Origin of the sequence: Parabacteroides sp. PM6-13, assembly GCF_029892605.1 — a bacterium.
In the GTDB taxonomy this organism is placed as follows: domain Bacteria; phylum Bacteroidota; class Bacteroidia; order Bacteroidales; family Tannerellaceae; genus QVMG01.
In genome coordinates this window covers 53607-67375 of the sequence record NZ_JARXWF010000004.1, presented here as the reverse complement: position 1 = coordinate 67375, position 13769 = coordinate 53607, and the positions used below count along the sequence as shown (strand labels likewise).

At 47.2% G+C, this 13769-nt stretch carries 11 protein-coding genes; 3 read left to right on the top strand and 8 right to left on the bottom strand.

Annotated elements, in window-relative coordinates; translation table 11 throughout:
• Window positions 1–3: 3 nt before the first annotated feature.
• The 4 genes from M2134_RS05250 to M2134_RS05235 all read right to left on the bottom strand — a co-directional run bounded on the left by M2134_RS05250 (window position 4) and on the right by M2134_RS05235 (window position 3464).
• Window positions 4–801, bottom strand: coding sequence for an undecaprenyl-diphosphate phosphatase (locus M2134_RS05250; protein WP_280751441.1), 798 nt, complete (start codon window positions 799–801; stop codon window positions 4–6).
• The gene (locus tag M2134_RS05245) at window positions 798–1040 is read right to left on the bottom strand and encodes a DUF3098 domain-containing protein (protein ID WP_280751442.1); all 243 of its coding nucleotides are present in this window, start codon (window positions 1038–1040) and stop codon (window positions 798–800) included. The genes M2134_RS05250 and M2134_RS05245 overlap by 4 nt, the downstream gene beginning before the upstream one ends.
• Window positions 1041–1063: 23 nt before the next feature.
• Window positions 1064–1942 carry a permease-like cell division protein FtsX gene (locus tag M2134_RS05240; protein ID WP_280751443.1) on the bottom strand — a complete coding sequence of 293 codons (879 nt, stop codon included), beginning with the start codon at window positions 1940–1942 and terminating at the stop codon, window positions 1064–1066.
• Window positions 1943–2138: 196 nt separating this feature from the next.
• A complete protein-coding gene (locus M2134_RS05235; protein ID WP_280751444.1) occupies window positions 2139–3464 on the bottom strand; it encodes an ATP-binding protein in 1326 nt (441 codons plus the stop codon).
• 500 nt (window positions 3465–3964) lie between these two features.
• Between M2134_RS05235 and M2134_RS05230 the strand changes: the two genes are divergently transcribed.
• Both M2134_RS05230 and M2134_RS05225 read left to right on the top strand, forming a co-directional pair.
• A complete protein-coding gene (locus M2134_RS05230; protein ID WP_280751445.1) occupies window positions 3965–4708 on the top strand; it encodes an ABC transporter permease in 744 nt (247 codons plus the stop codon).
• Between the two features lies 1 nt (window position 4709).
• Window positions 4710–5480, top strand: coding sequence for an ABC transporter ATP-binding protein (locus M2134_RS05225; protein ID WP_280751446.1), 771 nt, complete (start codon window positions 4710–4712; stop codon window positions 5478–5480).
• 100 nt (window positions 5481–5580) lie between these two features.
• Here M2134_RS05225 and M2134_RS05220 read toward each other — a convergent pair whose 3' ends face one another.
• On the bottom strand, window positions 5581–7074 hold the full coding sequence (locus tag M2134_RS05220) for an acetyl-CoA hydrolase/transferase family protein (protein WP_280751447.1): 1494 nt from the start codon (window positions 7072–7074) through the stop codon (window positions 5581–5583).
• Window positions 7075–7180: 106 nt separating this feature from the next.
• A complete protein-coding gene (locus M2134_RS05215; RefSeq protein ID WP_280751448.1) occupies window positions 7181–7636 on the bottom strand; it encodes a hypothetical protein in 456 nt (151 codons plus the stop codon).
• A 265-nt stretch (window positions 7637–7901) separates the two neighbouring features.
• On the opposite strand from M2134_RS05215, the gene miaB reads away from it, so the two are divergent.
• Entirely contained in the window at window positions 7902–9275 is a 1374-nt protein-coding gene (gene miaB / locus M2134_RS05210) for a tRNA (N6-isopentenyl adenosine(37)-C2)-methylthiotransferase MiaB (RefSeq protein WP_280751449.1), read from the top strand.
• Between the two features lie 95 nt (window positions 9276–9370).
• Here the strand turns inward: miaB and M2134_RS05205 are convergent, their stop codons facing one another.
• Together M2134_RS05205 and M2134_RS05200 are read right to left on the bottom strand one after the other, a co-directional pair.
• The gene (locus M2134_RS05205) at window positions 9371–11701 is read right to left on the bottom strand and encodes a beta-galactosidase (protein WP_280751450.1); all 2331 of its coding nucleotides are present in this window, start codon (window positions 11699–11701) and stop codon (window positions 9371–9373) included.
• Between the two features lie 137 nt (window positions 11702–11838).
• Window positions 11839–13764: a family 43 glycosylhydrolase gene (locus tag M2134_RS05200; protein ID WP_280751451.1), complete on the bottom strand. Its 1926-nt coding sequence runs from the start codon at window positions 13762–13764 to the stop codon at window positions 11839–11841.
• Window positions 13765–13769 lie beyond the last annotated feature (5 nt).

Genomic DNA, 13769 nt, shown 5'->3' with positions numbered 1-13769 from the left:
CGTTTAGTTAATCAATGAATAGATAATCGCTATCGCACCTACCACCGCGCAATAATAAGCGAAATAGATCAGTTTGCCTTTCTTCACCAGGTTGATCATCCATTTACAGGCGATCGTACCGGTTATAAATGCCGCCAGGAACCCAACGATCAATGCCGTATAGGAAATGCCCGAGGCGGCGGGTGAGAATCCCCCTTTCATCAGATCCAGGAAAGCCTCTCCCAAAATGGGAATAAGCACCATGAGGAAAGAGAACTTAGCAACCTGCTCTTTTTTGTTTCCCAATAAAAGCCCGGTGGCAATGGTTGTGCCCGAGCGTGAAAGACCCGGCAACACGGCAACGGCCTGACCCAGTCCGATGATAAAAGCGTCTTTGAAGGATATCTCTTCCTTTTGACGTGGCTTGGCGTAATAGGAGAAGGCTAGTAGAGTGGCCGTTACCAGCAGCATGCAGCCAACTAGTAATATACCGCTTCCGAAGAATCCTTCGACATAATCCTTAAAGAAGACTCCGACAATGCCCACCGGAATCATCGAGAGCAGAATCTTACAAACCATTTGTGTCTCCTCATTCCATTTGAAACGAAAGAAGCCTTTGAACAAACCGGATACTTCGCTCCAAAGTACGACGATCGTACTGAGCACGGTGGCCGTATGTACGGCGATGGCGAACGTGAGGTTTTCCTCTCCACTCATGCCAAACAAGGCGCTGCCAATCGTGAGGTGGCCGCTGCTACTGACGGGGAGAAACTCCGTCAGCCCTTGTACGATACCTAAAATGAGCGCCTCTAACCAACTCATTCGGCCTCTTTTTTAGATTTGCTATTCTTCAGGATGCCAACCACCATCAGGGCAAACCCTAAAAAGGTGACAATCGGTGCCACAATGATGCGGCGCGTACTGAATATCTCCGGGTTAAAGGTCACCCCATCGGTGGATCCTCCACCACTCATCAACACAAATCCAAGGATGATCACGACAACCGCGGCCCCGATCAATAGGAAATTCTGTTTCCCAAAAGCAAAATCTTTCTTATCCATAATTAATAATTAACAATTCATCATTATATGTAGTACATCTCATCGCTCCGCATCCGCAAATAGCGATTGACAGCCAGGTAAGTGGCCACCACCGACAACAGGATACCCAAGGCGAAAACCGTCAGGTACACCATTAACAGGGTTGGGAGATCTATGATTTGTATAAAACCGCTTAGTTCGCCTTGTACATAATATAACGCTCCGGTCAACATGATTATTGCCAGTATGGCAGCAAAAATACCACTGACCACATTGTAGCCCACAAAAGGACGACGGATAAAACCGGCCGTGGCTCCAACCAGTTTCATGGTGTTGATCAGGAAGCGTTTGGAATAGATCAACAAACGGATCGTATTGCTGATAAGCACAAAGGAGATAACCATCAATACGATGGCCAACAGTAATAACCCAAAGCCGATCTTTGTTATATTGGTATGTACCATCTCCATCATATCTTTTCGGTAGAGCAGATCGGAGGCGGAGGTATACGACATAATCTCCCGCTCAATCGTTTTCAGGCTGTCGGGGTTGGCATATTCCGAATGAAGCTTCACCTCGATCGATGCTTGCAGCGGATTGAAGCCCAGGAATGTCTCCGGGTTTTCACCCAGCTCTTCTTCCAGTTCTTTGGCCGCCAGTTCTTTGGAAATATATTCGGTCGATTTGATAAATGGCTTGGCTTCAAGGCTTTTTTGCATGCTGCGGATATCGGCTTCCCGCAGGTTGTCTTTGAGCACGATGGAGAAAGAGATGTTTTCTTTGACGTAGGCAGAGAGCTGGTTCCCTAATAATCCCATAAGCACGATCAATCCTAAGAGAAACAGAACCAATGCGATGCTTATAATAGAGGTCAGCCGGGAATTAAAGAACGAAACAGAACTTACTTTTCTATATTCAGCCATTAGACAATACCTACTGTTTAGAAGTTAAGAGAAAAGGAGAACATGTCGCATAGGCACACTTCTCCCAATTTCCCTGCAAAAGAACAAATAATTTATGAATTGCCCTATTCGATTAGTAATAATTAACCTTCCGTGGCAACATGGGATGACGAAAGTGGCTGGAATTGACCTATGAATTTGAGAAAATACGAAGGTTTTACATATCATCCAACGTTAAGCACTTTCTTTCAATTTCATATTTGAAAAGCACTTTTTTTCTAATCGTTTCTACTTTAGCATTGAACAATTCAGGCTTAAAATTTTTACGCTGCCGTTTCACCTCACCAACTAAAGCTCGTTTATCATCCGCATAGATACCAACAATATCTATTTCGTTTTGTTCCACGCTTTTCTTTCCCTCCCACCATGAGCCAAGGCTACGAAACTCGTGACTTTCCATCATCTTTTGGCGAAAATAGATTTCAAGTGTTAAGCCCGAATAGGTTGGATAATCTTTCTTTATAATATCCGCTAATAAGGGTAAATTATGTGACTCTATCAAATCATTGTACTTGATGAAATACCTAAACCAAAAACGCAAGAACATATCGGATATCTCATAACGCACCGTTTGAGTACCTTCTTTTGCAAATATTGGGCGTTTCTTCTTGATCAATTCATAATCTTCTTCCAGGCGCTTCAAATGCCCTGTGACACTCACGCCTCCTAAGGCCTCTTCTATTTCCGGGATCGTGTTCTTTCCGTTAGCAATAGCGGTAAGAATAGAAAAATAGTTTCCGTATTTGCGTCCAAACTCTTGGATAAGCAAAATATACCCTTCGCTTAAAAATGGAGATTCAGGGCGTATCATAAAATCAACAATCGCTTCTATATCGGTTACCCCTTGATTCATGAATAGTTCAATGTATTTTGGAACACCACCGGTAAAGGTATACAAGGCCAGCAGGTCGTCGTTCGAATAATCAGATTTATAATCTTTAAGAATATCTTTTATCGCATTTGTGGAAAAAGGGGACAACTTCATAACACAATCCGCACGACCATATAAAGGTTCTTTGTATTCTTTAAAAATACGATTCATCAAAGTGTAAACGGAACCACTTACAATCAGGTTTACATGGGTCTTTTTTCTGTATCTGTCCCAAATATCCTGTATTTGGCTGTAAACAACCTGGTTGATATGAAAGAACTCTTGGAATTCATCTATGATTAAATTATATTTCTTTCGTTCTCCCAGTTCCATCAAAAAAGTAAACAGACGAGCAAAGCTTCTCTCTTCAGGTACGAATATATCAAACTCACGTGCTATCGTTTCCGCAAAGCTTTTGCAAAGAGCCGCCTCGTTTCCACGATTCACAAATAAGTAGATTGTGTCTGTTCCTTTACAACTTTCTAGTATCAGACTGGTTTTGCCTATACGCCTACGCCCTGTCAGTACAGTCATTTGAGAATGTACATGGAAGGACAAATTTCGCATTTCGCTTAACGTTTCCAGTTCTGCTTCACGATTATAAAACTTCATATCAATCTTTTGTTAAATATCACAACGGTAATTATCACCGTCGTGATATTTCACAAATGTAACGTATTGATTTGAGAAGAACAACAACTATTAGCACACTTTCGCTTTTTTCTCACAATATTTCACACCCTGAGATTTTTTTCTCACCCGGGTGAGAATTTTTTCTCATGCCGGTGAGAATTTTTTCTCACGGTTTTTTAAGGCGTGAGAAAAAATTCTCAGAGGGAGAAAAAAGGTGAGAAAAAAAGCAGATTTCCCTATAAAAAGCGTACGGAAAGATATTCACATATCTTCCCGTACGGAAAATGCATTGTCTACCTAAAGCTTAGGTAGCAAACAACTTATTTTATTAACTCTAAAATCACTGCAAATCTAAAACAAAAAAAAATAGCATCCAACGAATCATGCCTGTTTAACAAATAAAGCCCATTGCGAAACCGTTAACCGTTAATTTGTTATCTTTGTCCCTTCATTTGTTTATTATTTAAGGTAAAAAGAGAATGAATAAAGCATTGCACCAGTTGGGCGAATATGCGCTGTTGATGCGGAAGAGTATTACGATTCCGGACAGATGGAGTATGTTTTTCAAACAATTAATCAAGGAAATCTATAAGCTCGGAGTCGACTCGCTCTGGATTGTGATTATTATCTCCGTGTTTATCGGTAGTGTAATCGCCATCCAGATATCCCTGAATATCGACTCGCCGCTGATTCCGCGATTCACCATCGGCTATATGACCCGTGAGATTATCCTGTTGGAGTTCTCCTCTTCTATTATGTGTCTGATCCTCGCCGGCAAGGTGGGTAGTAATATCGCCTCGGAGATCGGCACCATGCGGGTGACCGAGCAGGTGGATGCCATGGAGATTATGGGCGTCAATTCGGCGAACTATATGATATTGCCTAAGATTGTCGGACTGATGGTGTTTATCCCGGTACTTGTGATCTTTAGTATGTTTACCGGTATCCTGGGCGGTGTGGCCGCCAGTAGCCTGATCGATGGGATGTCGCTTACCGACTTCGAGTATGGACTGCAATACTGGTATGTGCCCTTCTATGTCTGGTACTCGATTATCAAATCCATTGTGTACGCCTTTATCATTGCTTCGATCTCCTCCTATTTCGGCTATTATGTGAAGGGTGGCGCGTTGGAAGTAGGGAAGGCAAGTACCAATGCGGTGGTGATAAGTAGTGTGATGATCCTGTTGGCCGACGTTATATTAACCCAATTATTGTTGACATAGTATGGTTGAAGTAAAACATTTGGTGAAATCATTCGAGGGACGTACGGTATTGAACAATATCAATGCCCTGTTTGAAAACGGAAAGACAAACCTGATCATCGGCCGAAGCGGATCGGGGAAAACGGTGTTGATGAAGAATATCATCGGATTGATGCGTCCGGATTCGGGTGGGATCCTATACGATGGACGCGATCTGACGACCATGTCAAAGAAAGAGCTCAACCATTTGCGCCGTGAAATGGGCATGCTTTTCCAGGGATCGGCCCTGTTCGATAGTATGTCGGTACTCGAAAACGTGATGTTCCCGCTCAATATGTTCTCCAACGACTCCTTGAAAGAGCGGCGCAACCGGGCGATATTTTGCCTCGAACGGGTGAACCTGCGTGACGCGGAGGATCTCTATCCTTCGGAGATCAGTGGGGGCATGATGAAACGTGTGGCTATTGCCCGCGCCATTGCCCTACAGCCGGAGTATCTCTTCTGTGACGAACCCAACTCGGGACTCGACCCGAAAACCTCGCTATTGATTGATGAACTGATCCATGATATTACGACCGAATACAATATGACCACCGTTATTAATACGCATGATATGAACTCGGTGATCAATATCGGCGACAATATCATCTTTATTCAGGAGGGTGAAAAAGAGTGGCAGGGCACCAAAGATGATGTGATGACCTCCCGGAACAAAGCGCTTAATGACTTTATCTTTGCCTCCGACCTCTTCCGCAAGGTAAAAGAGGTAGGGATGCATATCGAAGAGGGGTAATAATCCTACATGCGTATATCGATAAAAGAAGCGGGGCTCTCTGAATCAACAGAGAGCCCCGCTTTATGTTTGCCTCACCAATGGGGTGAGTCCTGTCGGTTTATTTGTTATAAACGCTCCAGTCTACGTTGTGCATATCGCCGCTCTTAGCCAGTTCTTCGTGGAAAGCGAAGCAGCAGTGGAGGTTCTGAGGCGTATGTCCCTTGATGCCCATCTCCAGGTATTCACGCAATAAGGGTTTGTAGTCGGGATGTACACAGTTGTCGATGATGGCATTGGCGCGTTGGATTGGCGATTTGCCACGCAGGTCGGCTACGCCATACTCGGTAATAATGATCTTTACGGAGTGTTCGCTGTGGTCCATGTGGGATACCATCGGTACAAAGGCGCTGATCTTGCCCTCTTTCGCGGTGGAAGGAGTGGTGAAGATCGACAGCATACCGGCGCGGGTGAAGTCGCCTGAACCACCGATACCGTTCATCATACGGGTGCCCGATACGTGCGTTGAGTTGATGTTTCCGAAGATGTCGGCTTCCAACGCCGTGTTGATCGTTACCAAGCCCAGGCGGCGAGCCACTTCCGGGTTGTTGGAGATCTCTTGCGGACGAAGCAACAGTTTGTCTTTGAAGAAGTCGAGGTTATTGTAAATCTCTTCGATCACTTCGTTGCTAACGCTGAGTGAACAACCGCTGGCAAACTTAACACGACCCTCTTTCATTAGTTTGATCACCGCATCCTGGATCACCTCTGTGTACACATTGAAGGCAGGAATGTCTTTGTTGTCGCCCATGCAAGCCAACACCGCATTCGCTACGTTGCCTACACCACTCTGCAAGGGAACAAATCCTTCGGGCAAACGTCCGGCTTTCATCTCTTCTACCAGGAAGTTAGCTACGTTGCGTCCGATAGCCATCGTTACGTCGTCGATCGGAGCAAACGGACTGCCTTCGTTCGGCTGGTCGGTTTCCACCACCACGATCTTCGCGGGGTCTACTTTGATATAGGGGGTTCCCACGCGATCAGAAGGCGTGTAAACAGGAATCTCTTTACGGTAAGGAGGGTCGGCCGGCTCATAGATATCGTGCATACCGCGGATTTCTTTCGGATGCTTCTTGTTGAGCTCTACGATCACCACCTTGGCCATGTTACAAACTGTCGGGGCAATACCCACACCACAGGTAGGAATGATCTCACCCTCTTCTGTCACATCGGCTGCTTCAACGATGGCAACGTCTACTTTTCCCAGGAAGCCATAACGAAGCATCTGTGCCAATTCCGACAGGTGCAGGTCGTAATATTGTGTGTTACGGGCATTCAATAGTGCGCGTAAGTCTTTGTTTGATTGATAAGGAGTACGGAATTTGATTGCATTAGCACGTGCTAACGTACCGTCTAAGGAGTCCCCGGTAGATGCTCCGGTGAACATACCGATCTGAAAAGGATTGCCTTTCGCGTGTTCTTCTTCTGCTCTTTTGGCAATTGCCGCAGGTACTACTTTCGGGCATCCGGCCGGTGTGAAACCGCCAAATCCCACATTGTCATCGTGATTAACGAGTAAGGCAGCCTCTTCCGCTGTCATAAATTTTAACGCCATGATATATAGTTATTTAATAGGTAATAATTTCCTTACGCATTTAAGGCGCAAAGGTAAGAAAAAAGAACATCTTATCTGTGCAAAAGATTGGTTAAAAAAAGCAACTCTAATACTTGCGATTCAGTATTTCAGCGTAGATAACGGCTTTTCGCAGCGCTTCCGGTTCGTGAAGCTCTTCGGAAGTAACCAAAGGGGTGTAGATCTCTTCTGTGAAAATGGGTGAATCGTTCTCTCCCTGCAGGCGGATCATCCGTTCGATCTCGGTCTCTCCTGTCAGGAACGGTTGCTCGGTTCGGGTAGGAGGGGTCTTTGTTTTGGGTGATGGTTGAACGGTTTTCTTGACTTTTACCGGTTGGGGTTTGGGTTGTACCTCTTCCTCGGGGCTTAAAATGATCTCCCAGAAGCTACGGTCGGAGGCTGTCTCCGGCGTGACAATGTCACGGGGAGGCTGTGCGTTCTTCGCCTCTTCTTCCGCTTTTCTCTTCTTGCCGGAATTGATAACGCTGATCACACCGGCTACGCCGATAAGGATTAAGTAAAGCCAATCACCAATATTCTCCATAACTTTGATTATTTTTGCAGTCTGAAAACGGATGCATCGTTACAAAGATAAACATAAAAATGAAACGAAACCAAGCGGATGGATATATATAAAAGAAAATAAGGGTAACTTCACAGCCACCCTTATTCGATTTAACCAAAACCTTAACTATGAAAAAATTTACGTTTTTCGTATGCAAATATATTTAAACGTTTTAGCATTTGCAAATTTCTGTGTGCGAAAACGTTCCAAAAGTGAAAGTTTTATAATTTATTAATAAATTTAGATGGAAAAACAAGAGGCTGGGGCTGACTTAAAATCAGCTGCCGGAAACAAAGAACGAAAATTGTTCATCGAAACCTACGGGTGTCAGATGAATGTGGCCGATAGTGAGGTGGTTGCCTCTGTGATGTCTATGGACGGCTATCAGCTAACTGAAAAACTGGAAGAGGCGGATGCCATTTTTGTCAATACCTGCTCGGTACGCGACAATGCGGAGCAGCGGGTGTATGGGCGCCTTCAATACTTCCAATCGTTGAAACGTAAGAAAAAGGGCCTGATAGTAGGTGTCTTGGGATGTATGGCCGAGCGGGTCAAAGAGCAACTGATCGATGAACACGGTGTCGACCTAGTGGTGGGTCCCGACTCTTACCTGGACCTGCCCAATCTGGTTGGGGCGGTGGAGAAAGGCGAGAAAGCGATCAACGTGGAGCTCTCTACACAGGAAACCTACCGGGACGTGATCCCCTTGAAGGTGAGTGGGGTGCGTATCTCCGGTTTTATCTCTATTATGCGTGGGTGCAATAATTTCTGTACCTATTGCATTGTGCCCTACACCCGTGGACGGGAACGTAGTCGCGATGTAGAGAGCATTCTCAACGAGGTGCGCGATATGCGTGATAAGAACTTCAAGGAGGTGACGCTTTTGGGGCAGAATGTGAACTCCTACCTTTTCGAGCGAGAGGGCGAAGAGATTACCTTTCCGAAGCTGCTCGAACTGGTTGCCCGGGAGGCTCCCGCGATGCGCGTTCGTTTCACTACTTCCCATCCCAAGGATATGAGCGACGACACCTTGCATGTGATCGCCCGTAATCCGAATATATGCAAACACATCCACCTGCCTGCCCAATCGGGTAGCTCGCGTGTCCTGGATGTGATGAACCGCAAATACACCCGCGCATGGTACCTGGAGCGTATCGCCGCCATCAAACGTATTATCCCCGACTGCGCCATCTCTACCGACCTCTTTTGCGGGTTCCATTCTGAAACGGAAGAGGAGTATGAAGAGACCCTGTCGTTGATGCGTGAGGTGGGCTACGACTCTGCCTTCCTATTCAAATACTCCGAACGTCCGGGCACCTATGCCTCCAAGCATTTGGAAGACAATGTGCCGGAAGAGGTGAAGATACGTCGCCTGCAAGGCATGATCGACCTGCAAAACAAACTCTCCGACGAAAGCAATCAGCGTGATATCGGTAAGACCTTTGACGTACTGATTGAAGGCTTTTCCAAACGCTCGCGTGAACAGCTTTTCGGTCGTACGCAACAAAACAAGGTGGTTATCTTCGATAAGAGAAACTATCGGGTGGGACAGGAGGTGCCTGTTCGCATCACCCATGCCTCGTCGGCAACCCTTTTCGGTGAGCCGGTAGAACCCTAAGTAAACCCATAAAAAACCCGCACGGGGAATAATCCGTGCGGGTTAAGAGACTGAAGCCCGATCCGTATTTGTCGGACTGATTTTAGAGTAATTGTTTATTTCAGAAAAGGTTTCATTTTCAAATATATCCGATAGTCCTTGATCATCCCTGTCGCATTGGCTTCGGCGCGTGGCAGATAAGAGAAACCGGTGATGGTTTTCTCTTCGCCCAGGTCGATCACCAGTTGGTGCGGATAGGGAGCCTTTGTATTGGAATAATCGGTATGCCAGAAGGTCGATTCCTGTAGGTCGAACACATTGGTGGCAATGTTATTCGCCTCGTTGGTCTCTTCGCTGTCGGCATAATACACCTTCCAGTGCTGGCGCGATACCGGTTTGCCATCTTCACCGAGCAGTTCCAGTTCGGCCATGGCGGCATAGTTGTCGCCTCCATGTGCGTTGAGCGCTTCGAGCGCAAAATAACGTATCTTCTCCGCTTTACCGAATTTCACATGCTGCCATCCGTGACCCGGTCGGAAGCTTCCCTGGTAGGATACCTTCTCGCCCGACAGATCCAGGTTCTCGCCCAGCTTGCGGTGGGTATAGGCGCCATTGCCGCGCAACATATCGAGGATCGGCTGGCGCAGCCCGGCAACGGTGGCTTTCTCAGGCGAGGCCAGGTCGAAGATGATGATTTCGTTTTCTCCCTTTTTCAGCCAGCAGCCCGGCATATAGAGTGTCTGTTGCGGGCCGATCTCCCAGTAGCGTCCGATAGCGTAGCCGTTGATCCATACCATGCCTTTGCTCCAGTTGCGCATATCGATAAAGGTATCGCCCACCTTGTCCAGGGTGAAGGTGCCTTTGTAGTAGCCTGGCATATCTTTGACAACAGCGCCCTTCTGGTAGTTTTTCTTCTGAATGAATGAGTAGTCGACCGGGATGTTATACACCTGCCAGTTCTTCAGCTCAGTAGTCTCTTGGCCATTGGCGAGCTCCACCTTCTCGGTGATGCCTTTCCAGTCGTAGATGCCTTTCCCGAAATTCATACGTCCCATCGGTTCCACCAGGATATCCAACACGGCTCCCTCGTTGACTGCCGGCAGGTTCACCATGCCTTCGCCTTTCATGCGGCTGAGGGTGGCGATCTTCTTTCCGTCGAGGAACACCTGTGTCCAGTCGTGTGCCTCGGTGATAATCAATGACTGCGGCTTGTCGCAGGCGGTAAGCGTGGTGCGATAGAGAATGCTTCCCCATCCCTGATCGAAGAATTCCATGGATTGAATCTGTTCGCTCAATTTGGCCTCGGGCAGGTTGTCGAACAAAGACGCTACCTCCGTGAGTTCGAATTCCGGAATGGCGATGGTCGGAATCGAATCGGGAATCTTACTCAGTTTCTCCCCTTCCGGCAGGTATTGTTCGAGCAGTTGGCGCACTTCGAAGAATTTAGGCGTTACATTACCTGATTCGTTGATCGGCGCGTCGTAGTCGTACGAGGTACAGGTCGGCGAGAAGTTCGGGAAGTTGGCTCCCGCCCAATGGCCGAAGCTGGTTCCCCCATGGGTCATATAGAGACTGAAGGAAATATTTTTATCGAGCATCTCTTTCATGCCGTTCACCAGGGCTTCGGCGCTACGGGTCTCGTGTTGCGCTCCCCAATGGTCGAACCATCCCGACCAGAACTCACTACACATCAGCGGAGTCGTGGGACGCAGCTCTTTCAGGCGTTCGAATTGTTGATCGATATTGGCGCCTGTACCGAAATTGATCGTCCAGACAAGATCTTCCAACGCGTTGTTTTCGAAATTAGAGTTCCAGTCGCATTGGAAAAGAGGCACATCAGTAAAACCCGCTTCTCGTACGATATCACGTATCTGCGTGATATAGGGCTTGTCGACACCGAATGAGCCATATTCGTTTTCTACCTGTACCATGATGATATTACCACCACGTGTGATCTGCTGGTCGGCCAGTTGTTTGCCCACCTCATTCATGAACAGACGGGTGCGTTCCATGAAGTAAGGATCCGCCTCGCGCAGTTTGATATCTTTTTTCTTGAGCAACCACCAGGGGAGTCCGCCCATTTCCCATTCAGCACATACGTATGGACCGGGACGTACGATGACGTTGAGCCCGTATTGCTGTGCCAGACGGCAGAAGGCCGCGATATCTTTTTGTCCGGTGAAGTCATATTGACCCTCTTCCGGTTCGTGATAGTTCCAGAAAATATAGAGACAAACGGTATTCATGCCAAGCGCTTTCGACATCTGTATGCGATGTTCCCAGTATTCTTTCGGTATACGGGGATAATGAATCTCCGCCGCTTTTATAACATAAGGCTCACCATTCAACAGGAAGGTGTTTTCCCCGATCTCAAAGGTTCCTGTCTTGGGGGAGCATCCGGCCAAGACACATAATAGACAGAATAAGAATAAAATGTTTCTTTTCATGTTGTGTGCGTCATTAAACTGTTGGCAAAATTCCTAATAAAAACAGAGATTGTAGTAGGAGAAATGATTCAAAAAGGGTGAATTCTGAATCAAACGAATAAAAATATGCGTGAGGAGGGCCTCACGCATATCTTATATCATAACGAAGGAGTCACTTGTTTGATACTGCCGTCTTCGTTGAATTCCATTTTGTCCATACATACTTCGCGGTAGATTCCCGGATAAGGCATGGTGATGCCGTTCGGGCGCGAGATGCGATGATAGACAATATACCACTCGTCGGTTCCCGGCACCTGCAATACGGAGTTATGCCCCGTGCCATAGATGCCTCTGGAGGGATCCAGGGTGATCACGACATTGTTCTCGGGAATCGTCAACGGACCCAACGGCGATTTGGCGGTCGCGTAACGCACTTTGTAGTTCGGACTGCCCGTATCGTCTTCCGACCATAAGAAATAATACAATCCGTTCCGATAGAAAACATAAACCGCTTCCCGGAATGTCTTATCCGGAGTCATGACTTTCATCGTTTTCTTATTGATCGACACCATGTCTTTGTTGAGCTGAGCCGCCCCCAGGTAGCCATTACCCCAATAGAGATAATACTTTTTCCCTATCGGGTCGAAGAATACATCCGGATCGATCTCCTGTCCCCGGTTGATGCCTTCCGGCTTGAAGTCGATCAACGGCTTGCCGGAGTCCACAAAGGGACCTGTCGGATCGTCGGCCACGGCGACACCGATCTTTTTCGGTTCGCCCGGTTTGCCTCCGCTGAAGTAGTAATAATATTTGTATTTGTTCTTGCCTACCTCTTTTTCGATGATACAGGGTGCCCAGGCATTGCCGTCGGCCCACGACACATCGGTGCGGTGATTCAGGATAATCCCCTCCTCTGTCCACTCTTTCAAGTCGGGCGAAGAGAATGTCTTGAAGTAATAGCCGCCCCATCCTTCAAAGCCGTCGCTGGTCGGATAGATGTAGTATTTACCGGTTTTCTTGGAATACATCACTTCCGGGTCGGCGTAATAGCCCTCGATGATCGGATTCACATCCGTTGGCATCTCAAACCCTTCGGGCACGCCCCAACGGTCGGTGATGGCTTTCAGTTCGCGGCGCGTCAGCGGGATGATAGAGCCATGACGCGGGTGGAAATTCATTGAGATCTCTTTATCGATCACTTTGAACACATCCAGGTCTTTGCTTTCGCAGAACTGATACTTACCCTTCGTATAGACATCATACATCAGGATGTAGGTGTCGGAGTTGATCAGTTTGAACAGGCTCGATCCCTCTACCGCATCGCGTGTTTGTTGCTTATACCCCGGCTGCTCGATCCATTTGTCGGTGCCCAGTTCGTCGGTGATCGCCAGGCGAATACCGTTGCCATGTCCTTCCGTCTTGTAGAACATATAATAGAGCCCGTTTTTATAGACCACATCGCCATCGATACAGGATTTGCCATTCTTAGGCGTAAAGAACACCTTCGGCTCGCCCTCCAGGTCGGTGAAGTCTTCGTTGGCATAGGCATAATAGATGATATCCGGCCCATCGCCATGTTTCATCGACCAGTAAACCATATACTTTCCGACATTCGGGTCGAAAATGGTTTGCGGTGCCCAGACACGTTTGAGGTTCTCCTGGTTCGGATACTTCTGCTGGATATTAATTATGCTTGATGTCCAGTTGATCAGGTCGTTGGACTTCAGTAATACCATCGCCCGGTTAGAGTCCCATCCCTTGGAGGAGGTCATATCGGTCACCACCATATAGAATGTCTTACCATCTGCCGACCGCAGGATATGCGGGTCACGAACACCTCCGGTCGAGCTGATCTGCTTCGAGTCGAGTACGGGCTGGTTGTTGTTGAGTGCGAGGTAGTTGTAGCCATCGCGGCTGATCGCATAACAAACCGCCTCCTGTTCCACCTTATTGCCTAAGAAATAGGCAAACAGATAACCGGCAAAGTCCTTCTCTTCCGGACCGGATTTATATGCCTGCCCGTAGCTCAGCGTGGTGCCGAATAACAGGAGGGATACAAGGATTGTCCTTATGTTTTTCTTCATCGTTT